Source organism: Limnothrix sp. FACHB-881 (assembly GCF_014698135.1).
Lineage (GTDB): Bacteria > Cyanobacteriota > Cyanobacteriia > CACIAM-69d > CACIAM-69d > CACIAM-69d.
Genome location: NZ_JACJSN010000005.1, coordinates 41,793 through 60,821, shown reverse-complemented (window position 1 = coordinate 60,821; position 19,029 = coordinate 41,793). Strand labels below are relative to the sequence as shown.

The following is a 19,029-nucleotide window of genomic DNA, read 5'->3' as shown; positions in this document are numbered from 1 at the left end:
CAAGCCTGCCCTCTGGCGATCGTGGGGTGCGATCGTGGACTTTGATCGCAGACTGAAATGGTGAGAAGCAAGGGCCGTCAGCCCCTAATTTGCCCATGAAATTTTTGCCCCTGCGCACCAAAATCGTCCTTGCTGTGGTGGCTAGTGGCTGGCTGGGGGCGGCGGTGGTCGGTCACTTGACCCTGGAGATGATGCGGGCTTCTTTTTCGCCGGCCACCGTGCAGGGCCACCAGGAAAAGTATCGATCGCACGTATTGGCCTATTACCAATCGGCTGGATCTTGGGACGCAGCCAAACAGCGGGAAGACCTAGGCCACTTCATCCAGCGCCGTCGGGCAGCACTGGCCCACAATCGCGCTGCTGACCTGCCTAAGGATCCCCGCCCGATCGATTGTCCTGTGGAAAGCTGGCTTCAGCGGCTCAAGGCTTGGCTAGGCCCTTTGGTGATGTTTGGGCGACCCTCTCCGCCTCCCGTGACCCATGGGGGATTCGGGGCATCATCGTGCAATTCGGAAGCCGCTTTGCCACCGGATTTCCCGGAGTTGCCAGAAGATCCAGCAACGATGCCTGGCCTGTTCCCACCTCCCAAGCCAGGACAAACCAGAACCGACCAGCGAGCCTGGCCCCCCAGCCGCCCGCTGTTTTCCGTGGTGGACTCAGCAGGCAACTATATCCTGCCGCCTGAGCGGGCCGCGCGGGGCGATCGCGTCCCATTTTTCGACTTGCAACGTTGGTGGTCTCAAGTATGGTCACAGCGCATTTCTGAGCTGCAATTAGATGAGCAAATTATTGGCTTCATTGTATTTGAAAATGATTCGGAAGTAGATGACAGCTTCCTAGCCTATGAACAAAGTGTGCGGGTTAGTTTTTTGTTGGCTTTTTTGGTCACAGCACTTCCCATTGGGATGATGGGTTATTTTTGGGGAAATACGATCGCGCAGCCTTTGGAGCAATTAACAGAAGCCGTTCGTTTGATGAAGCAAGGTAATTTAGACCGCGCGATCGAGGTTAAGGCGAATGGTGAAATTGGCCAACTGGCGACTGAGTTTGTGGCCATGCGACACCAACGCCAACTGGCAGAACAAAAATTAGCCCGCCAAAAGCAACAGGCCGAAGCAGCCAAGCACCAAGCGGAACTAGCCAATCAGGCTAAGAGTGAGTTCCTGTCGAATATGAGCCATGAGTTGCGAACGCCGCTGAATGCTGTCATTGGATTTTCGCAACTGATGAAGCGCGATATTGGCTTAACTGAGGAGCAAAAAACTAACCTGGCCGTGATTCAGATGAGCGGCGAGCATTTATTGAGACTCATTGATAACTTCCTATCAATGGCCAAGATTGAAGCGGGCAAGGCGGAACTCGTTACACAGTCGATCGAGGTGCGATCGCTCTTTAAAGAAGTCATGGCCATGTTCGAATTAGCCGCCCATCAAAAGGGATTACGCCTCGATTTTGAACTGGATTCCGCCTTGCCTACCTATGTGGTGATGGATGATGGAAAATTGCGCCAAGTGTTGGTCAATCTCTTAGGCAATGCTATTAAATTCACGCCGGAAGGGGGCATTTCTGTGCAAGTGCGATATGCACCGCCCGATCGCCTGATGGTGGAAGTGATTGATTCCGGGGTGGGCATTGAACTGGCTGAGTTGCCCAAGTTATTCCAGTCTTTTGAGCAAACCGCATCGGGGCGATCGAGCCGCGCAGGAACCGGATTGGGATTAGCCCTCAGTCGCTCTTTTATACAACTCATGGGGGGTGAAATTACGGTTAAAAGCCAGCCCAATCAGGGCACTGCTTTTCATTTTTCGATCAGTGCGCCCATTGGAGAACCAAACAGCGCCAATCCCGATCCCAGACAAATTATTGGGTTAGCGCCCGATTCCCCAATTCCTCGAATTTTGATTGCTGACGATCGCCCGGAAAATTGCACCCTTTTGAGTCAATTGCTCAAGCGTGTGGGGTTTGCTGTTCGGGAAGTTCATGACGGCTATCAGGCGATTGAGGAGTGGTCTAAATGGCAGCCCCACCTAATTTGGATGGATTTACGAATGCCGCAACTTGATGGCATTTCGGCCATGAGACAAATTAAGAAACTAGCCCGCTCAAAACAGCAGTTTGTGGCTATTCTGGCCCTGACGGCCAGTGCTTTTCAGGAAGATGAACAACAGATTTTAGCAACCGGTTTTGATGGATTTGTGCGCAAACCCTTCCGAGAGCAAACGATTTTGGATGCGATCGCCCATCATCTCCAGGTTCGCTATCTGTATGCCAACTTATCCACCGGTTTGGAAAGCGAGATCAGCAGCAGCTTCAGCGGGCGATCGCCCGTGGCCAGCCCTGAACTCACCGATCGCGTGAGTCAAAAACTACGGAATTTGCCAGAATCTTGGCGCAAGCAAATGCTGAAAGCCGCCCAAGAAGCGGACTTTTTTGAACTGGAATATTTAATTCATAAGTTGCCCCCGGAAGAGGCGTTAATCATTGCTCAACTGAATCGTATTTTGCATGATTATGACTATGATCAATTACAGTCATTGTTGAGTATCAATCTGTCATGAAACCGTTACAAAATTGCCATGAGACTGTCACGAAATTTGATTGATATCTGATTGATATTTGATTGATATTTTTAATTGGTGCTTAGTGAATTTTTTTAAGTATTGTGCTTGTATTTTGCTCCTTCGCTTCATTGGCAATTAGGATAAATTCACGAATTTCATGATTCGAGTTTCACAATTCGTGAATTAAATTTGCAAATTTTCAGAAACTCGAAACCACAATCTTCAGGATGCAGAGCCGATGAACTATTCAATGATCGATCGTGTCCCCCCAGCAGACGGCCAGCACGAAGCCATCCATGAACTGGAGCACCCGCCCTGCACAATCCCGACAGTGCAAGGCAACATCCTATTGGTGGATGATAATTTGGTGAACCTGCGAGTCTTGAGCCAGTTGCTGGTGCGGGAGGGTCACAAGGTGCGGCCGGTCAACAGCGGAGAACAGGCGCTGAAGGCGATCGCGGCCCATCGCCCAGACCTGATCTTGTTAGATATTCGGATGCCAAACCTAGATGGTTATGAAGTTTGTCAACGCTTGAAGGCTGATCGTCGATCGCAGTCTATCCCGATCATTTTTATCAGCGCGGCCAACGCTGTTCACGACAAGGTTAAGGGGTTTGAGGTGGGCGGTGTGGACTATATCGCCAAGCCCTTTCAAGAGTTGGAAGTGTTGGCAAGGGTCAACACCCATTTACAGATTTATCGACTGCAACAGGCCCTAAGTCAAAAGATTTTGGATTTGGAAAAGGCGAACGCCAAAATCACGGAATTGAGCATTCGAGATGAGCTGACAGGACTGTTTAATCGCCGTCACTTTAATGGGCAAATGAGCCAATTATTTGAGCAAGCTCAGCGCTATCGTTCTCCCTTGAGTGTTGCGATCGGGGATGTGGATTTCTTTAAGCGAATCAACGATCGGTTTTCGCACGCGGTGGGCGATCGGGTCTTGAAAGGGGTGGCGCAAATTCTGCAAAAAAATCTGCGATCGAGCGATCTTTGTGCTCGCTATGGGGGCGAAGAATTTGTGATTGCACTGCCGGGCATCGGCTCAGCGGATGCGGTGGCGGCTTGCAACAAAGTTCGCCAGGCGATCGAACAAGCGCCTTGGCCCAAAATTCACCCAGAACTCAGCGTCACCCTCAGCATTGGTGTTTCTGACCATTTAGCCCTGGGAGATTATGAGGCAATGATTGCAGAGGCCGATCGCTATCTCTATGCCGCCAAACATGGGGGACGGAATCGAGTTTGCGCCGCTTCTTAATGTTTCGTTGAGGCCAAGGCGGTAGGATGATCGTTTTGGATTGCAGCCCCGTTTTTTCGATCGCGCGCGATCGCCCCCTGGGCTGAAGGATGCTGGGCTTGAATCATCCTCGGTCAACGCTGGGGCAGCGCGATCGACCCTTGGACGCAAATTCCGGGGCTGCTGGTTGTGTCGCACTCTTTTGTTGAAAGGCAAGTAACCTATGGGCCCCGTCAGTCAGTTCATCAAACACCACTACCGCCACTTCAACGCAGCGGCCTTGGTGGATGCCGCTGAAGCATTTAAGGTGCATGTGGAAGCTGGAAATCCGATGTTGCTGGCCATGGCCGGAGCCATGAGCACGGCAGAATTGGGCCTGTCGCTGGCGGAAATGATTCGCCAAGGCAAAATCAACGCGATTTCTTGCACGGGGGCCAACCTGGAAGAAGACATCTTTAACCTGGTGGCCCACGATTACTATGTGCGGATTCCGAACTATCGGGACTTGACCCCAGAAGATGAACAAAAACTGCTGGACAAGCATCTGAACCGGGTCACCGATACTTGCATTCCGGAAGAAGAAGCCATTCGCCGTATGGAAAAGGCCGTGCTGGATGTGTGGAAGGCGGCCGATGCGACTGGGCAACGGAAGTTCCCCCACGAATTCTTCTACGAAGTGCTGCTGAATGGCTCCTTGAAGGAGTATTACCAAATCGATCCCAAGAATTCCTGGATGTTGGCGGCGGCTGAACGGAATTTGCCGATCTTTGTGCCCGGCTGGGAAGATTCGACCCTGGGGAACATTTTTGCGGCTCGCTGCATTGAGGGCGACATCAAAAATGTCCACACGGTGCGCACGGGCATTGAATACATGATGGCCCTGGCGGACTACTACACGAAGGTTTCGATCGAGAGCGGCCAGTCGATCGGGTTCTTCCAAATTGCGGGCGGCATTGCGGGCGACTTCCCCATTTGCGTTGTGCCCATGTTGCAGCAAGACCTGCTGCGCGAAACGCCGCTGTGGGGCTATTTCTGCCAAATCAGCGATTCCACCACCAGCTATGGTTCCTATTCGGGAGCCGTGCCCAACGAGAAAATCACCTGGGGCAAGCTGTCGATCGACACGCCCCGGTTTGTGATTGAAAGTGACGCAACGATCGTGGCTCCGTTGGTGTTTGCCTACGTGTTGGGCTGGTAACGAAGCGGCGATCGGTTACCCAATCGATCGCTCAGGTCACTTTCAGATTAATCTCCGGCCAGTCTCAGATTGCTGATTGCTGATTGCTAAATGTCAATTGCTGATTGCCAATTGCTTGTCAATCGATGTAGCTCATTCGATGTAGCTCATCGTTGCTAGGTCTAGCCCTGCTCTGCTGTCTGGGGATGGTTGCCATTTCCCAAGGACAGCGGGGCGGGCCAACCATGCCCAATCGGAGGTATTAAAACTCCAAAATTGCCCACCGCCAATCGATCGGGCGATCGACGGTAGGATGATTGGGATTTAGCGGCAACCTTGGGCCCCAGCGGCTCTGCATTGCCCTGTACCTGGACTTCACCCCCATCCTTGACCATGCCCGACATTGTTGACATTGCCATTAATGCCGGTTCCTTTGAAACCCTCGTAACCGCCGTCAAGGTGGCTGGATTGGTCGAAGCCCTGAAAAGTCCAGGCCCCTTCACCGTGTTTGCGCCCAACGACCAGGCCTTTGCTCAGCTACCACCCGGCACGGTGCAAACCCTGGTGCAAAACCCCCCACAACTGGCTCGCATCCTGAAATATCACGTGGTGGCTGGTAAATACACCCAAGCGGATTTGGCCCAGATAACCCAACTGGAATCGCTCGAAGGTGCTCCAATTCCGGTGCGGGTTGGCAAAAACTTCGAGGTGAAAAATGCCACGGTGGTGGCGGCCGACATCGAAGCGGCCAATGGCGTGATCCATGTGCTCGATCGGGTGATTTTGATGGGTTAACGGGTTAGGGGGCCAGTGGGTTAATCAATGGCAAAAACAATGGCAAAAACGCGGTTTTCCGATTTCAGAACCGGCCGGAAAGGGGCTGCCCCGCTCCCCAAAATTCAGTTGAGTCTGCCAAGCTGAATCCATCAAGTTGAGTCAAATTCGATCCAACTTTTCGATCCCGCTTGAGGCAGTCCAACTCAAGCTTGCGATTGTTTGCGACTCTTTACATTTCTTCAAAATTCCCAATAGGGGACTGCTTTCGCCAAGCTTCCCCCAAACTTGCTTTGTGAATTGTGCTCCGCAAGGGGCGTTCCGCGCTCAGCGTAGGATTTAGCGCGATCGCTCCGGTTCCTGTTTCGCGCCCGCCCGCCGGTAAGATCAGTCAGCTCACCGTGAACTGAGTGTTGATCGGTACATAGCTGGTTTGGGGGAATGCCATACACTGAGAGACAGTTTGTTAACTGTCTAGACGGACTCGGCTTCCAGGGGCATCTATTGACTGAACGGGAATTCGCTTCCGTCCTCGCCTGGTGTTGAGTTTGCGGTTCGCAGGGCACAGCTATGGTCATAATCAATCCAGACCATGGCCCAACCGAAGCCGCGATCGGAACATGGTTCACTACTTTTTCCCGAGTATCGTTTTCAATAGAGTCTCAGGGGTAGGGAACAGCAGCCGCGAGGACAGATAACATCCAGCCCTTGTAGGTCGCTACTGCTTTTGCTTGTATCAGTCTCATAAGGGGTAGTTCTTATGGTGCCCAATCGCATGCTCTCCCGATTCTTTGTTTCCTCGGTTTTGACGGCCGGGGCGATCGCCCTTTCAAGTTTCACCGCTTCGGCAGGAATGCCTTTGGTTAACGGTCAAGCTGGCTCAGAAGGGCCCGCCGTTAGCTTTAATTCGCTCCCGAGCCAAGAAGCTGGGTTCGCTCCCCGGGGTAACCGCACCCTTCGCCACACGGTCAGTGGAGGCCGGCGCGGTGCTTGTGGTTCCTCGGCCTTGGCCCTCATGCCCTTAGTTCCAGGCCAACAGGGTGCGCTGACGGCCAGTGCTCATCCTTCGCTGTGGGTCTATGTGCCCGCTGGGATGGGCAGCACGGCTCGTTTCCGGTTGACGGACGCAACGGAAGCCGACTTGGACGAGCAAACCATCGCTCTTCCCCAGGAAGGCGGCTTGGTGCAGGTGAAGCTGCGGGATAAGGGCCAAGGCCTGACCGCTGGCAAGGCCTATCAATGGTACGTTTCGGTCACTTGCGAAACGGCCAACGGCGAAGAACCGCGCAACACCTTCGCTAGCGGCTGGATTCAACGGGTGGAAGCCAGCTCTGCAGTGGCGGAAGCAACGGCAGCTCCCGATCGGCTGACGGCGGCGGCGGCCTATGCTCGTGCGGGCATTTGGTACGACGCGGTGAGCAGCGTGATTGAAGCCGATCGCTCGGGCGATCGAGCAGCCGCTTGGCAAGCGCTGGCCACTTCGGCGGGTTTGGATCGATCGCTGATGGCCATTAACCTGCCCAGCAACTAGACCAGCAACCGGCCCCGCAACTCGTCAGATTGCCGGGTGGCAATCCTCAAGACAGTGCGTAGGCTATGATGCCTGTCGAGTCAGAATCAGGATGGAGTGTAAGCTCAATCCTGATTTTGGTTTTTAGGGCTTGTTTCTTGGAGTTGGTTGATGAACTACCTAATTGCTGTCTTTGCCGATCGCATGGGCGTGGAAGCGGCTTACACGGCCCTGGAAGCGGCAGGCTTTGACCTCAAGCAAATGGCCATTTTGGGCAAGGGCTACAAAACCGCCGATGAATTTGGATTCATTGACCCCAGCCAGCAGGCTCGTCGCCAAATTAAGATGATGGCTTTTTGGACGATTCCCTTTGGCTTTTTGGCCGGCGTGGGATTCAGCTTGGCGACGGGGTTGCAAACCTTCACGGAATGGGCTGGCCCGGTGGGCAACCATTTGGTAGGTGGTCTGTTGGGGGCGATCGGGGGAGCCATGGGCAGCGTGACCGTTGGGGGCGGCCTGGGCCTGACGGGAGGTAACGGTGATGTGCTGGCCTATCGCAATCGACTTGATCAAGATCAATACCTGTTGGTGATCAAAAATCTTGATCCGATGCAAACCCGCCAAGCAAATGATTTAATTCGGCTGCAAAACCCGGAAACCGTACAGGGCTATACCGATTCTGGGGCCGTTTAAACGCACAATCCATCCGGGATTTCATGCACCATGTTGGCTCCTTGGGGGGAAACTGCCCACCCCCAGACCCAAACAGGATTCAGGTTTCCCGTCCCTCATCAAGAACCCACCCGCTGGCGAGCTGGCGGGATGAGGATGGGTTTCTAAAGCCCCGCCTTCCTATAATCTAGGGAGCATGACCAACCTTACCGAGCCAGCCGATCGCTCTATGAGTTCGACCATCCATTCGCTCGATCGAGAAGTTGCCGCAGCCTCGGCATCAGACTTGTTTTTGCGGCATCGTCTCAAGGTGATGGAAGACCTGTGGCGGCAGGTGTTGCAACAGGAGTGCGGTCAGGAATTGGTATCCCTGCTAGATCGACTGTTGGATCTCTGCGCGCCGGACGGCCAAGCCGCTGATTTTTGCGAAGCTGATGTTTTGAAGCTGGTTGAAAACCTAGACCTTAATTCGGCAATTCGGGCTGCGCGTGCCTTTGCCCTTTATTTTCAACTGATTAATATCGTTGAGCAACATTACGAACAACGCGATCAACAACGGCAATACGAAACTGCCAGCAGTCAGCCCATTTTGACGAAGCTTTTTAGCAACCATAGCCCCTTTGACAATCCTGAATCGAAGGGTGGAATTGAAGCAAAGGTGCTGGAGCGGAGCATTCCCAAACCGGATCAGATTCCGGATAATTGCGGTACGTTCTATTGGCTATTTCCCTATTTGCAACAACTGAATGTGCCGCCTCGGCAAATTCAAAAGTTGATTGATCAATTGGATATTCAGTTGGTCTTTACGGCTCACCCAACGGAAATTGTGCGCCACACGATTCGCGATAAACAGCGGCGGTTGGTGAAGATTTTGCGGGAGCTGGATTTGGTGGAGGAAGATTTGCGCGATCGGGGACTGAGCACCTCGATCGAGGCCCAAACCCTGCGCCAAAAACTCACGGAAGAAATTCGCCTTTGGTGGCGCACCGATGAGTTGCACCAATTCAAACCAACGGTGCTGGATGAGGTGGACTATGCCTTGCACTATTTTGAAGAAGTGCTGTTTGAGGTGATTCCCCAGCTCTATCACCGGTTCGATCGGGCGTTGAAATCGTCATTTCCGGGCCTGACTCCGCCCCGTTTCGATTTTTGTCGGTTTGGATCTTGGGTAGGTTCCGATCGCGATGGCAACCCTTCCGTCACGCCAGAAGTGACCTGGAAAACCGCCTGCTATCAGCGCAACTTGGTGCTGAAAAAATATCTGCAATCGGTGAAAAGTCTCAGCAGTTTGTTGAGCCTTTCTTTGCACTGGAGCGACGTGCTGCCGGAGCTGCTGGAATCTTTGGAGCAGGAGCAGGCCCGACTGCCAGATATTTACGAAAAATATGCGGTGCGTTTCCGCCAAGAACCCTATCGCCTGAAGCTGGCTTACATTGAACAGCGGTTGATTAACACCCTGGCTCGATCGAACCGGCTCTACGAAGGAGATGAATTGCACTCGGATATGTTGGAAAACAATCCGGTCAGCATCTATCGATCGGGCACGGAATTTTTGGCGGAATTGAATCTCATTCGGCGCAGTTTGCAACAGACGGGCTTAGTTTGCTCGGATTTGGAAGATCTGATCTGTCGGGTGGAAATCTTTGGGTTTAGTTTGGCCCATTTGGATATTCGCCAAGAGAGTAGCCGTCACTCGGCTGCAATCGATGAAATTACGGAATATTTGCAACTGTTGCCCAAGCCTTATCGAGAAATGGACGAGGCAGAGCGAACGGCCTGGCTGGTGCAGGAATTAAGCACCCGTCGTCCTTTGATTCCGGCGGAGTTGCCCTTTTCCGACAAAACCCGCGAGGCGATCGAAACCCTGCGGGTGGTGCGACAGTTACAGCACGAGTTTGGCCCCGGAGTCTGCCAAACCTACATCATCAGCATGAGCCACAACGCCAGCGATCTGCTGGAGGTGCTGCTGCTGGCCAAGGAAGCCGGCCTCTATGACCCCGCCACCGGGTCAGGAACCCTGCGCGTTGTGCCGCTGTTTGAGACGGTGGAAGACTTGAAATGTGCGCCGTCGGTGATGGAGGGGCTGTTCTCCATGCGGCTTTACCGCGCATTGTTGGCGGGTGGCTACGATCGCCTTGATGCCGTTTTGGAAGCGACTACCGAAGGGCAAACAGGCGCAGAATTTGCCAAAATGCGCCCCCACACCCCCACCAGCAATCAGCAAGAGGTGATGCTCGGTTACTCGGACAGTAACAAGGACTCGGGCTTCCTCAGCAGTAATTGGGAAATTCACAAGGCCCAAAAGGCGTTGCAAGGGGTGGCCGATCGCTTTGGGGTGGCCCTCAAGATTTTCCACGGGCGCGGTGGATCCGTGGGGCGCGGCGGTGGCCCAGCCTACGAGGCCATTTTGGCCCAACCGGGCCGCAGTATCCAAGGCCGCATCAAAATCACGGAGCAGGGGGAAGTGCTGGCTTCCAAATATTCCTTGCCCGAGTTGGCGCTCTATAACCTGGAGAAGGTGGCCGCCGCCACGATTCAATCAAGCCTGCTGGGCACGGGGTTTGATGACATTGAGGCTTGGAATGAGATTGTTGAGTCCCTGTCGGCGCGATCGCGGGAACATTACCGGGCACTGATCTATGAGCAACCGGATTTCATTGACTTTTTCCATGAGGTCACCCCGATCGAGGAAATTAGTCAATTGCAAATCTCTTCGCGACCGGCCCGCCGGGGCGGCAAGAAAGATCTCAGCAGCCTGCGGGCCATTCCCTGGGTGTTTAGCTGGACCCAAAGCCGCTTCTTGTTGCCTGCCTGGTATGGGGTGGGCACGGCCCTGCAAGACTTTGTGGATCAGGAGCCGGAAGAACACCTGAAGTTGCTGCAATATTTCTACTTCAAGTGGCCGTTCTTCAAGATGGCAATCTCGAAGGTGGAAATGACGTTGGCGAAGGTGGATCTGCAAATTGCTCGCCACTACACCAATGAGTTGACGCAGCCGGCTAACCGGGCCCGGTTTGAGGCTTTGTTTGAGCAAATTGCCCATGAGTACATGACGACTCGGGATCTGGTGCTGAAAATTACAGGCCATGAGCGCCTGTTGGATGGAGACCCGGCGTTGCAGCGATCGGTGCAGTTGCGTAACGGCACGATCGTGCCCCTGGGCTTCCTGCAAGCGTCGTTGCTCAAGCGGTTACGCCAACACAAACAACAGTCAGCAACTGGTATGGCGCGATCGCGCTATAGCCGCAGCGAGCTGTTGCGCGGGGCCCTGCTGACCATTAACGGGATTGCGGCCGGAATGCGGAACACCGGTTGATCGCGGTGACTCATTGGGGTGCTGATCCCAATGCGTCTCGGCTCAATGGGGCCTGAATGGAAGGGCGATCGACCGACGGGTTGATCGCCCTTCTGGTGTCTGAAGGCGGGCTGAAGCCTGGCCTAGGCCGCAAGCGATCGAGAAACTAGATACAATCCTTCATAAATCTTGAACACCACTGCGATCGCATCCTATGGCTGCCAACGTTGAAATTTATCTCTGGACAACTTGCCCCTTTTGCATTCGGGCCAAGCGATTGCTCGACCACAAAGGGGTGAAATATACGGAATATGTCCTAGACGGCGATGAGCCAGGGCGGGCCAAGATGGCGGAACGGGCCAATGGTCGGCGATCGGTTCCCCAAATTTTTATCAATAACCATCATGTGGGCGGCTGTGATGATATCCACGCCCTGGAGCAGGAAGGCAAGCTAGATGAGCTATTGGCGGCGGTCTAGGCTGCCGCTGGTCAGGTCTAGCTCAACCGGTGTTTAGCCATTGCCTAGCTCAACCGGTGTTTAGCTCAACCGGTTATCACTTGGCACTAGGGGCCTTGGCTTTAGTGTTCAGGGCCCTTTGCAATAGTTCGGGGATTTTGGAGGGGCGATCGGCCACTCTCACCTTGGCGGCCTTGAGCGCGGCGACCTTGGTGGCAACATCGGTTTTGCCCCGTTTGCCCAACTCTGTGCGCGAGGCCACGATCTGGTTGGCATGGCCAATCGAGCGGTTCACGGGGGCAAAGTGTCCGGCAATGTAGGCAATCACAGGCTTATCGATCGTTTCGGCAATGTAACGCGCGGCTCGCAGTTCCCCATCACCGCTGACTTCGCCAATCAACACAATGGCCTCGGTGCGATCGTCCTCATCCAGCATTTGCAGCCACTGCAGCAACGACGATCCCACCACGCGATCGGCCCCAATGCAAGCGGCGATCGATTGGCCAAACCCAGCCCGCGTCAGTTGCAGCGCCACCTCGTAGGCCAGGGTGCTGCACCGGCTGACAATCCCGATCGACCCCGGTTGATAGCACTCGGCCGGGTGCATTCCCAACAACACCTGTCCCGGCACAATAATTCCCGGGCAATTGGGGCCGAGCACCAACGTATCGGTGGCCTCTGCTCGCCGCACCAGGCGCACCATATCCAACGGCGGCACACCGGCCGACACCATCACCACCTGGCGAATGCCGGCCGCGATCGCCTCCAAGGCCGCATCCACCGCCGCATAGGCTGGCGAAAAAACAATCACCACATCGATCGGCCCCACCGTGGCGATCGCCTCTTCTACCAAATCAAAAACGGGAATTTCATTGATCGATCGGCCCCCTTCGCCGGGGCTGACACCCGCCAGCACCTGTGTGCCGTAGTCCCGCATCAGCGGCACATGGTCGATCGCCAGCGGTTCGGCAATCCCACAAATCAAAACCTTGGTGTTGGGTGTCAGTCTCATCCACAAAGCTCCCTGACGCTCCTGCCGATTCGTTGATTCAATCCCACAAGACTGGCACAAAAATAGCGAGATGCTAAAACCAGATGCTAACCGGGAGCGGCCTTGGCGGCTCCCCGGCGACTGTTTCCATTATTGGCTGATTCCTCCAAATCATCGGTTAAATCTGCCTCTAAGTCTTCTGAATCGTCCTCGGCTTCCAAGAGTCGTTGCTTGCGATCGGCGCGATCGATCTCGGGCAATCGCAACAACACCCCGACTGCGTACCAGTAATAAACCGCCACTGGATCCACATCCAACGGGTAGTAATAGGTTTGATAACTGATAAACAGCACAAACACCCAATAGCTGGCTCCGATGCCGCGCAGATTTTTTTCCTTGACCGATCGATAGGCCTTAAACGTGGTGATGGTGATCACCGTAACGAAGGCCAAAAATGCCGCAATGCCCGGAAAACCCACCTCCCACATCACCTTGGGAAACCAGGTTTCAATTAAGGTTGTGCGACCAAAAACCCGCGCTGAGTTGGTGGCTCGGCCTAAGCCCGCCCCAAAGGGATTATTTTGGGCTTTTTTAAGCACAAATCCAAACTGCTCCCCAATGAATTCATCGGCCGGAGAAGCAGCCCAACGGCTGGTGAAACTATCGATCCGCTCTTGCAACACATCAGGGAATAAAACCGCTGCACCACCCAACAGCAACACCAAACCAAGGGCGATCGGCAAAAAGCGTTTTAAGTTGGTGACTTGCCCCGTCAAAACCAACAGAATGACGGTCACCACTGGCACGAGCGCCAAGGCAATTCGCTGGCCTGAAATCACCGCATTCATGAAGATGCCACCCATGGCTCCCAAGCCAATCAGCCGCCACAGGGGGGATGGATCATTAAAAGCCGTCGTATAGGTAAAAAAGGCATTGGAAATTAGAAACCAAGCCCACTGCCAAGGAGCCACAAAGGTTCCCGGTAGTCGCACCATATTTTGCGATGGACTCCAAACCAAGGAGCCGCCCACAAAGCAACGAGCGTCGATCGAGGCCTTGAACAATCCCGATCCTTCCAAGTGGTCAGTGCCCGCACAGCGCCCCGTCAGCAGAAAGTAATATTGCACATAGGCTAATGCACAGCAAACAATGGCCAAAACCGATGTGATTCGCGTAGCAAACAGCAGTTCTTTTTTACTGCGAATGAGGTGATAGGTGCAGAAAATAATGGGAATATAACCCATGAAAACCTTGAAGCCTAAAATTCCCAAAGCAAGCGGCGATTTGTCATCAGGAAAGGGCTTTTTAAGCTGCTGCATTCCATTCACGGACAGCAGCGTCATCACGGAGCAAGTTAACAAAATCAGGAGCGTGGGTTTCAGAGCGTTGGAGGCCCAGAAAGGAATTCGCATCTGCCGACACGATCGCCAAATGCCAATCAAAGCTGGCAAATAAATGCCGTCTTTGGCCAATTGCAACACCACGCTGCCACCCAAGGCATAGGTGACCGTGCCGCTGAGGGGCAAATACATTAAAAAGCCCCAAAAAGCCTGACGCGGATATTTCAAAGACAGGGACAAAACCGGAATGGCCGCGCCGGCCACTACACCCATTTTGGGATCAACGGCAACGGCAGCGATCACCCCTAAAATCACACCCACAATGAGGGACGGTGTGAGGGACTGAATAAAGGCTTGGCGAGCTTTGGCTTGTTCCCGTTGGCGCTTTTTTAGCTCCTTGGGATCAACTTTGACCTTGGTATTTTTTCGCTTCTGATTGCGTTTTTTCTTGGTTTTGGTGTTGCGTTTTTTGGCTTTTGTGGGGCGGGCTTTGGCTTTGCGAGCGACGGCCATAGACGGGGGTGGGGAGAGTGAGGGGCGGCAGCGTGGGTTGCGGACAGGGCGGCGAACGGGCCCGATCGACTAGGAATTGACTAGGAAACGTTTGCCATTGTATTTCGCGAATTCCGGGATGGTTTCGGGGCTGCCCTGATCGCCCGCTGCCGGTTTGAGATGTTTGGGTCTCTTGGGTTGCTCAGTTGTTCAATGGCCTGGTTCACTGGATTTGTTCGATCACTTGATCAACCAGTTGACCATGATCAACAAATTGACCACCAAATTGACCACCAAGTGGTTCACCCGGTTGATTAACTTGTCTGATCGACGGTTCCAGTTCTTTGCAATTTCCTCCCGATCGCCATGTCTTCCCCTTCTCTGCCGCAGCCGGCCGTTTCTGAGTTGCCCTCGGTGCGTTTTTTGCAGCAGCCCACCTCCCAAGCTTGGGTGAACCAGGCGATCGCCCATTTGGATGAGGTGCTGATTGATCATGCCAACTGCGAGCGAAAGGCGGCCGGGGTGGCTTTGCAACTGATGGGCCAATACCCCACAAAAACGCTGCTGGTGCGCAAGCTCACCGCGATCGCTCAAGAGGAGCTGGAGCATTTTGAGCAGGTAAACCAATGGCTCGATCGCCTGGGGATTGCCCCTCGGGCCTTGGCAGCTCCGCCCTATGGGGCCACCCTGCGATCGCAAATTCGCCGCCAGGAACCCGGTCGCCTGCTGGATTCCCTGCTGGTGGCGGGGCTGATCGAAGCCCGCAGCCATGAACGACTGGGCCTGTTGGCGCAACATTGCCCCAATCCGAAGTTGGCGGCCTTCTATCGCAGCTTAATGGCTTCCGAAGCACGACATTACGGGATTTATTGGGTTTTGGCGGATACTTACTACGATCGCCCGGTGGTGATGGAACGGCTGGCGGAGTTGGCGGCGATCGAAAGCAATGTTTTGGCGACGCTGCATCCCCAAGCACGGGTTCACAGTTAGGGCGAGTTTTTAGATCCCTGCGATCGACTTGCGATCAACTTGCAATCGGCCAAAAGTCCTTGAAACCCTAATTCTGAGATCGCAAAATCCTGGGGAACCAGGGGACTGAGCACCTTACCTGCAATGGCTTGAACTGGAAAATCAGCTATGTTAAGGGGCCAGAGAAGAGCCGGAATCATCACCATGAGCCAAATAACCAATTCCCTGGATCCCCAGTCGATCGACTGTAAAACCGCCTGTGTCAATGGTTGTGTTTTGGGTGACCAATGCCCAAATCAGGAATTTGCCAAGGCTGCGACCCAATTTATTTGGGATACGCCGCTGGATAAGTTAAACGAAATTGCTGCCGCCCGATTCACTAAGCCCTTTGAATCGCAACTGCAACCGATCGACCTGAATCAAATCGACCTAGAGCGACTGGATTCGGAATCCTAGGGGCGATCGCCCAGCCGTTGTCTAGCGATTGCCTGGTGATTGCCTGGCGATTGTTCGGTGATGGATGAACCCGGGGAACCGGCCCGTTTGAGCGGGCCGCCCAATGTCAGAATATCCATGGTCAGGAATTTGACGATTTGGAAATTTGATCGATCGCGAAACTCCGAAAACTGGTGCGGGAGGTTTGCTGAGCAGGCTCGTTGAGCAAGCGGCCCCAAATCGCGATCGGGTGTTTCCTCCGTCAGTGGCTCCCGTGGGTGGCCGCCCTGACCCAGGACGAATTGTTTAGAGAAAGTTGGGAAAAGTCGTGGGTTTCAAAGTCGGTCTGTTGGGTCTCGGAACCGTTGGAGCGGGTGTGGCGCAGATTTTGCTGGACGCGACCGGCCGCAGCCCGCTCCTGCAATCGTTGGAACTCTATCGGGTGGGGGCCCGATCGCTCGATAAGCCCCGGCCGGTGGAAATTCCCCGCGAACAGCTCACAACCGATTTGCAATCGATCGTCACCGATCCCGATGTGGATATTGTGGTGGAGGTGATTGGCGGACTGGAACCGGCGCGATCGCTGATGTTGGAAGCCATCCGCCACGGAAAACATGTGGTGACCGCCAACAAAGCCGCGATCGCCCGCTTTGGCCCAGAGCTATTTGATGCGGCCAAGCAAGCGGGGGTTTATTTGATGCTGGAAGCGGCCGTGGGCGGTGGCATCCCCATCATTCAACCCCTGAAGCAATCCCTGGGGGGCGATCGGCTCAATGGAATCACCGGCATCATCAACGGCACGACTAACTACATCCTGTCGCGGATGACCGCCGAAGGAGCCGACTTTGGCGATGTGCTCGCCGATGCCCAACGGTTGGGCTATGCGGAAGCCGACCCCACCGCCGACGTGGACGGCCTGGACGCGGCCGACAAAATCGCAATCCTGGCCTCCCTAGCCTTCGGAGGTCGCATCAAACGGGAAGCGGTGCATACGGAAGGTATTCGCAACATCACCGCCACGGATATTACCTACGCGGACAAGTTGGGCTTTGCGATCAAACTGCTGGCGATCGCCCGTCGCCAGGGGCCTGCCGTATCGCTGCGGGTGCATCCTACCCTAGTGCCCCACAGCCACCCCCTGGCCCGTGTGGACGGCGCATTCAATGCAATTTTTGTGGAAGGCCAGCCGATCGGGCAGGTGATGTTCTTTGGCCCTGGGGCCGGGTCTGGCCCCACCGCCAGCGCCGTGGTTTCCGATGTGTTGAATGTGGCGGCGGCCATGCAAGCCACGGGCGAGAGGGCCACACCGGTCATTAATCCCATGTTGGCTTGTAGCCACAGCGATTTTTGCCCCATCGCCTCACTGGATGATCTGGAAACCCGGTTCTATGTTCGCTTCCTGACGAGCGATCGCCCCGGCACGATCGGCCATATCGGCAGTTGCTTTGGGAACCGTCTGGTCAGCTTGGAATCGCTGGTGCAAACGGAGGTGAACGGCGACGAAGCCCAAGTGGTGGTAGTTACCCACGCGGTGCGAGAAGGGGACTTCCGTGCCGCCCTGGCTGACATTCACGCCAGCGATGCCATTCGATCGGTCGCCAGCGTCCTGCGCGTGATTTAGCCATCGCCGCTGGAATTCGCTCTGGAATTGACTGGAGATGCACTGGGAATTCACTGGGAATTCACTGGAGACTTAAGCAATCGGGGGAGGCGATCAGGACGACGATCGCCCCACCAATTCTCGGGCCTGCAAAATCCAGCGCGTTACTTCACCCAAACCAGGACAGAGATTGCGCCGCTGCAACTCTCGCACATGCAACCGCAACACCTGCTGATGGAGTTTGTGGGCCGGTTGCTGTGCTAGTTGAACGGTACTAATGATGCCTGAATGCAACAGTAAACCACAGTAATCTAGACCCACGCTGGGAACCCGGGCCAAATCCGCCAGGGCAACCCATTTACGCACATGGTGTTCGTGGAGCTGCAATTGGGCGGCGATCGCCCGTTGTTGATCGCGACTCGCGGCCGATCGCAGAAGCGATCGGGTATCAACCAATCCCAATTCCTGAAGTTGCAACAAGTCCTTCGCACTCAGCCCCGGCAATTGAGCCAAGGGCCACCATTGGGCGATCGCCCGCTGAGCCATTTTGATTACGCTCCCTTATGCTGCAAAGAGTGATAATGATTCACGGGTGATGCATGGATAAATCGTCCGGTTTTGGGTGCTTCTTCCGTCTTGTTGAGAGTCCGAGGGATAACCACCGCCTTCATGCTCTCTCGATCGCAGCCAACCCCGTCACTGCTCTACCCAATGCTGCAATTTGAAGATTCGATTGCGCATTTCCGAGGCACGATCCCGATGCACATTTTCGAGCTGCAATCTCCAAGCCTCAAACAGCTTTGGCATCCTCATACTTGGGGATCGTGGATGAATAGACTTAGACTATCAGCAAATGCATCACTCCCGGATTTGCGTCAATAGGCTGAACTCAGGTCGATCGGGTCAAATCATCCGGGTTCCCGAAAATTCATTCACAAAAACGAAACAAATGCTAGCCAACCCTTGGGCAGCAGCGCCTTGAGTTAGCCCTGCTGGGTTTTTCGTTTTTGCCAGCTCAGTTGCTAACGTCTACGTCCTGCCTTGGTTTTGGGTATGGGTTTTGGAGATTGGTGATCTTTTGGAGCAATCCTAGGGCGCAATTTCACGAATTGAGGTTGCATTTTGTCTTCAATTCCACAATCCTGCCCCAAAACCCTGCCCCGATCGACTGTTTCTAGATCATTAATCAGCATTCACGGATTTTGTAATCCGATGATTGATTAGTTTCGAGGAAAATGATCAATTTCTATGGATGCAATAATCAGTGACTATCGCTAGCGACCATGATGAATGGTAATCATTAATCGCAAATATCGATCGTGCATGGTAATCGTGGATATTTTTACGGATGATTATGATTGAGTCATGAATCAATGGTGATTAATTGCTGTCAGTTTCTGCCAATTGCCGCCAGCAAATTTATGGATTTCTTTTTGCAACTAAGGTACAAACCATGACATGAAGCAAGGTCGTAAAATATTGTGTTTTGCTTGTGTTTTTGCTGAATTTTCATCATGTT

16 protein-coding genes are annotated in these 19,029 nt (G+C 54.0%); 11 read left to right on the top strand and 5 right to left on the bottom strand.

The window, feature by feature from the left end; translation table 11 throughout:
- Positions 1-95 precede the first annotated feature (95 nt).
- From H6G52_RS06590 to H6G52_RS06580, 3 genes are all read left to right on the top strand, one after another.
- Positions 96-2,558 (top strand): ATP-binding protein, encoded by a 2,463-nt coding sequence (locus tag H6G52_RS06590; RefSeq protein WP_190527248.1) that lies wholly within the window; start codon positions 96-98, stop codon positions 2,556-2,558.
- A gap of 241 nt (positions 2,559-2,799) precedes the next feature.
- Positions 2,800-3,819 carry a diguanylate cyclase gene (locus H6G52_RS06585; RefSeq protein ID WP_190527247.1) on the top strand — a complete coding sequence of 340 codons (1,020 nt, stop codon included), beginning with the start codon at positions 2,800-2,802 and terminating at the stop codon, positions 3,817-3,819.
- A gap of 202 nt (positions 3,820-4,021) precedes the next feature.
- Positions 4,022-4,996, top strand: coding sequence for a deoxyhypusine synthase family protein (locus tag H6G52_RS06580; RefSeq protein ID WP_099532056.1), 975 nt, complete (start codon positions 4,022-4,024; stop codon positions 4,994-4,996).
- 161 nt (positions 4,997-5,157) lie between these two features.
- Here the strand turns inward: H6G52_RS06580 and H6G52_RS06575 are convergent, their stop codons facing one another.
- Positions 5,158-5,388: a hypothetical protein gene (locus H6G52_RS06575; RefSeq protein WP_190527245.1), complete on the bottom strand. Its 231-nt coding sequence runs from the start codon at positions 5,386-5,388 to the stop codon at positions 5,158-5,160.
- Between H6G52_RS06575 and H6G52_RS06570 the strand changes: the two genes are divergently transcribed.
- From H6G52_RS06570 to grxC, 5 genes are all read left to right on the top strand, one after another.
- The gene (locus tag H6G52_RS06570) at positions 5,369-5,770 is read left to right on the top strand and encodes a fasciclin domain-containing protein (RefSeq protein ID WP_190527243.1); all 402 of its coding nucleotides are present in this window, start codon (positions 5,369-5,371) and stop codon (positions 5,768-5,770) included. The two genes, H6G52_RS06575 and H6G52_RS06570, sit on opposite strands and share 20 nt — an antisense overlap.
- A 739-nt stretch (positions 5,771-6,509) precedes the next feature.
- Positions 6,510-7,280 (top strand): DUF928 domain-containing protein, encoded by a 771-nt coding sequence (locus tag H6G52_RS06565; RefSeq protein WP_190355403.1) that lies wholly within the window; start codon positions 6,510-6,512, stop codon positions 7,278-7,280.
- 150 nt (positions 7,281-7,430) lie between these two features.
- The gene (locus H6G52_RS06560) at positions 7,431-7,952 is read left to right on the top strand and encodes a hypothetical protein (RefSeq protein WP_099532052.1); all 522 of its coding nucleotides are present in this window, start codon (positions 7,431-7,433) and stop codon (positions 7,950-7,952) included.
- A 208-nt stretch (positions 7,953-8,160) separates the two neighbouring features.
- Positions 8,161-11,247, top strand: coding sequence for a phosphoenolpyruvate carboxylase (ppc, locus tag H6G52_RS06555; RefSeq protein ID WP_190527433.1), 3,087 nt, complete (start codon positions 8,161-8,163; stop codon positions 11,245-11,247).
- Between the two features lie 193 nt (positions 11,248-11,440).
- On the top strand, positions 11,441-11,704 hold the full coding sequence (gene grxC / locus H6G52_RS06550) for a glutaredoxin 3 (protein WP_190527241.1): 264 nt from the start codon (positions 11,441-11,443) through the stop codon (positions 11,702-11,704).
- 76 nt (positions 11,705-11,780) lie between these two features.
- Here grxC and H6G52_RS06545 read toward each other — a convergent pair whose 3' ends face one another.
- Positions 11,781-12,695: a CoA-binding protein gene (locus H6G52_RS06545; RefSeq protein ID WP_190527239.1), complete on the bottom strand. Its 915-nt coding sequence runs from the start codon at positions 12,693-12,695 to the stop codon at positions 11,781-11,783.
- 86 nt (positions 12,696-12,781) lie between these two features.
- A complete protein-coding gene (hpsL, locus tag H6G52_RS06540) occupies positions 12,782-14,527 on the bottom strand; it encodes a hormogonium polysaccharide biosynthesis protein HpsL (protein WP_190527237.1) in 1,746 nt (581 codons plus the stop codon).
- 345 nt (positions 14,528-14,872) lie between these two features.
- Here hpsL and H6G52_RS06535 point away from each other — a divergent pair, with 345 nt between their 5' ends.
- Positions 14,873-15,496, top strand: coding sequence for a tRNA-(ms[2]io[6]A)-hydroxylase (locus tag H6G52_RS06535; RefSeq protein WP_099534241.1), 624 nt, complete (start codon positions 14,873-14,875; stop codon positions 15,494-15,496).
- 183 nt (positions 15,497-15,679) lie between these two features.
- Positions 15,680-15,931, top strand: a complete 252-nt coding sequence (locus H6G52_RS06530; protein WP_190527462.1) for a hypothetical protein — start codon at positions 15,680-15,682, stop codon at positions 15,929-15,931.
- Here the strand turns inward: H6G52_RS06530 and H6G52_RS18740 are convergent.
- Positions 15,928-16,050 (bottom strand): hypothetical protein, encoded by a 123-nt coding sequence (locus tag H6G52_RS18740; RefSeq protein ID WP_255508501.1) that lies wholly within the window; start codon positions 16,048-16,050, stop codon positions 15,928-15,930. The two genes, H6G52_RS06530 and H6G52_RS18740, sit on opposite strands and share 4 nt — an antisense overlap.
- Before the next feature lie 188 nt (positions 16,051-16,238).
- On the opposite strand from H6G52_RS18740, the gene H6G52_RS06525 reads away from it, so the two are divergent.
- Entirely contained in the window at positions 16,239-17,531 is a 1,293-nt protein-coding gene (locus H6G52_RS06525) for a homoserine dehydrogenase (RefSeq protein ID WP_190527235.1), read from the top strand.
- A gap of 93 nt (positions 17,532-17,624) precedes the next feature.
- Here H6G52_RS06525 and H6G52_RS06520 read toward each other — a convergent pair whose 3' ends face one another.
- The gene (locus tag H6G52_RS06520; RefSeq protein ID WP_099534239.1) at positions 17,625-18,056 is read right to left on the bottom strand and encodes a DUF4332 domain-containing protein; all 432 of its coding nucleotides are present in this window, start codon (positions 18,054-18,056) and stop codon (positions 17,625-17,627) included.
- Positions 18,057-19,029 lie beyond the last annotated feature (973 nt).

What these genes read in the sequence shown, in the direction of transcription:
- H6G52_RS06590 (WP_190527248.1), top strand. Translation starts at nt 96, where the DNA reads ATGAAATTTTTGCCCCTGCGCACCAAAATCGTCCTTGCTGTGGTGGCT.
- H6G52_RS06585 (WP_190527247.1), top strand. Translation starts at nt 2,800, where the DNA reads ATGAACTATTCAATGATCGATCGTGTCCCCCCAGCAGACGGCCAGCAC.
- H6G52_RS06580 (WP_099532056.1), top strand. Translation starts at nt 4,022, where the DNA reads ATGGGCCCCGTCAGTCAGTTCATCAAACACCACTACCGCCACTTCAAC.
- H6G52_RS06570 (WP_190527243.1), top strand. Translation starts at nt 5,369, where the DNA reads ATGCCCGACATTGTTGACATTGCCATTAATGCCGGTTCCTTTGAAACC.
- H6G52_RS06575 (WP_190527245.1), bottom strand. Translation starts at nt 5,388, where the DNA reads ATGTCAACAATGTCGGGCATGGTCAAGGATGGGGGTGAAGTCCAGGTA.
- H6G52_RS06565 (WP_190355403.1), top strand. Translation starts at nt 6,510, where the DNA reads ATGGTGCCCAATCGCATGCTCTCCCGATTCTTTGTTTCCTCGGTTTTG.
- H6G52_RS06560 (WP_099532052.1), top strand. Translation starts at nt 7,431, where the DNA reads ATGAACTACCTAATTGCTGTCTTTGCCGATCGCATGGGCGTGGAAGCG.
- ppc (WP_190527433.1), top strand. Translation starts at nt 8,161, where the DNA reads ATGAGTTCGACCATCCATTCGCTCGATCGAGAAGTTGCCGCAGCCTCG.
- grxC (WP_190527241.1), top strand. Translation starts at nt 11,441, where the DNA reads ATGGCTGCCAACGTTGAAATTTATCTCTGGACAACTTGCCCCTTTTGC.
- H6G52_RS06545 (WP_190527239.1), bottom strand. Translation starts at nt 12,695, where the DNA reads ATGAGACTGACACCCAACACCAAGGTTTTGATTTGTGGGATTGCCGAA.
- hpsL (WP_190527237.1), bottom strand. Translation starts at nt 14,527, where the DNA reads ATGGCCGTCGCTCGCAAAGCCAAAGCCCGCCCCACAAAAGCCAAAAAA.
- H6G52_RS06535 (WP_099534241.1), top strand. Translation starts at nt 14,873, where the DNA reads ATGTCTTCCCCTTCTCTGCCGCAGCCGGCCGTTTCTGAGTTGCCCTCG.
- H6G52_RS06530 (WP_190527462.1), top strand. Translation starts at nt 15,680, where the DNA reads ATGAGCCAAATAACCAATTCCCTGGATCCCCAGTCGATCGACTGTAAA.
- H6G52_RS18740 (WP_255508501.1), bottom strand. Translation starts at nt 16,050, where the DNA reads ATGGATATTCTGACATTGGGCGGCCCGCTCAAACGGGCCGGTTCCCCG.
- H6G52_RS06520 (WP_099534239.1), bottom strand. Translation starts at nt 18,056, where the DNA reads ATGGCTCAGCGGGCGATCGCCCAATGGTGGCCCTTGGCTCAATTGCCG.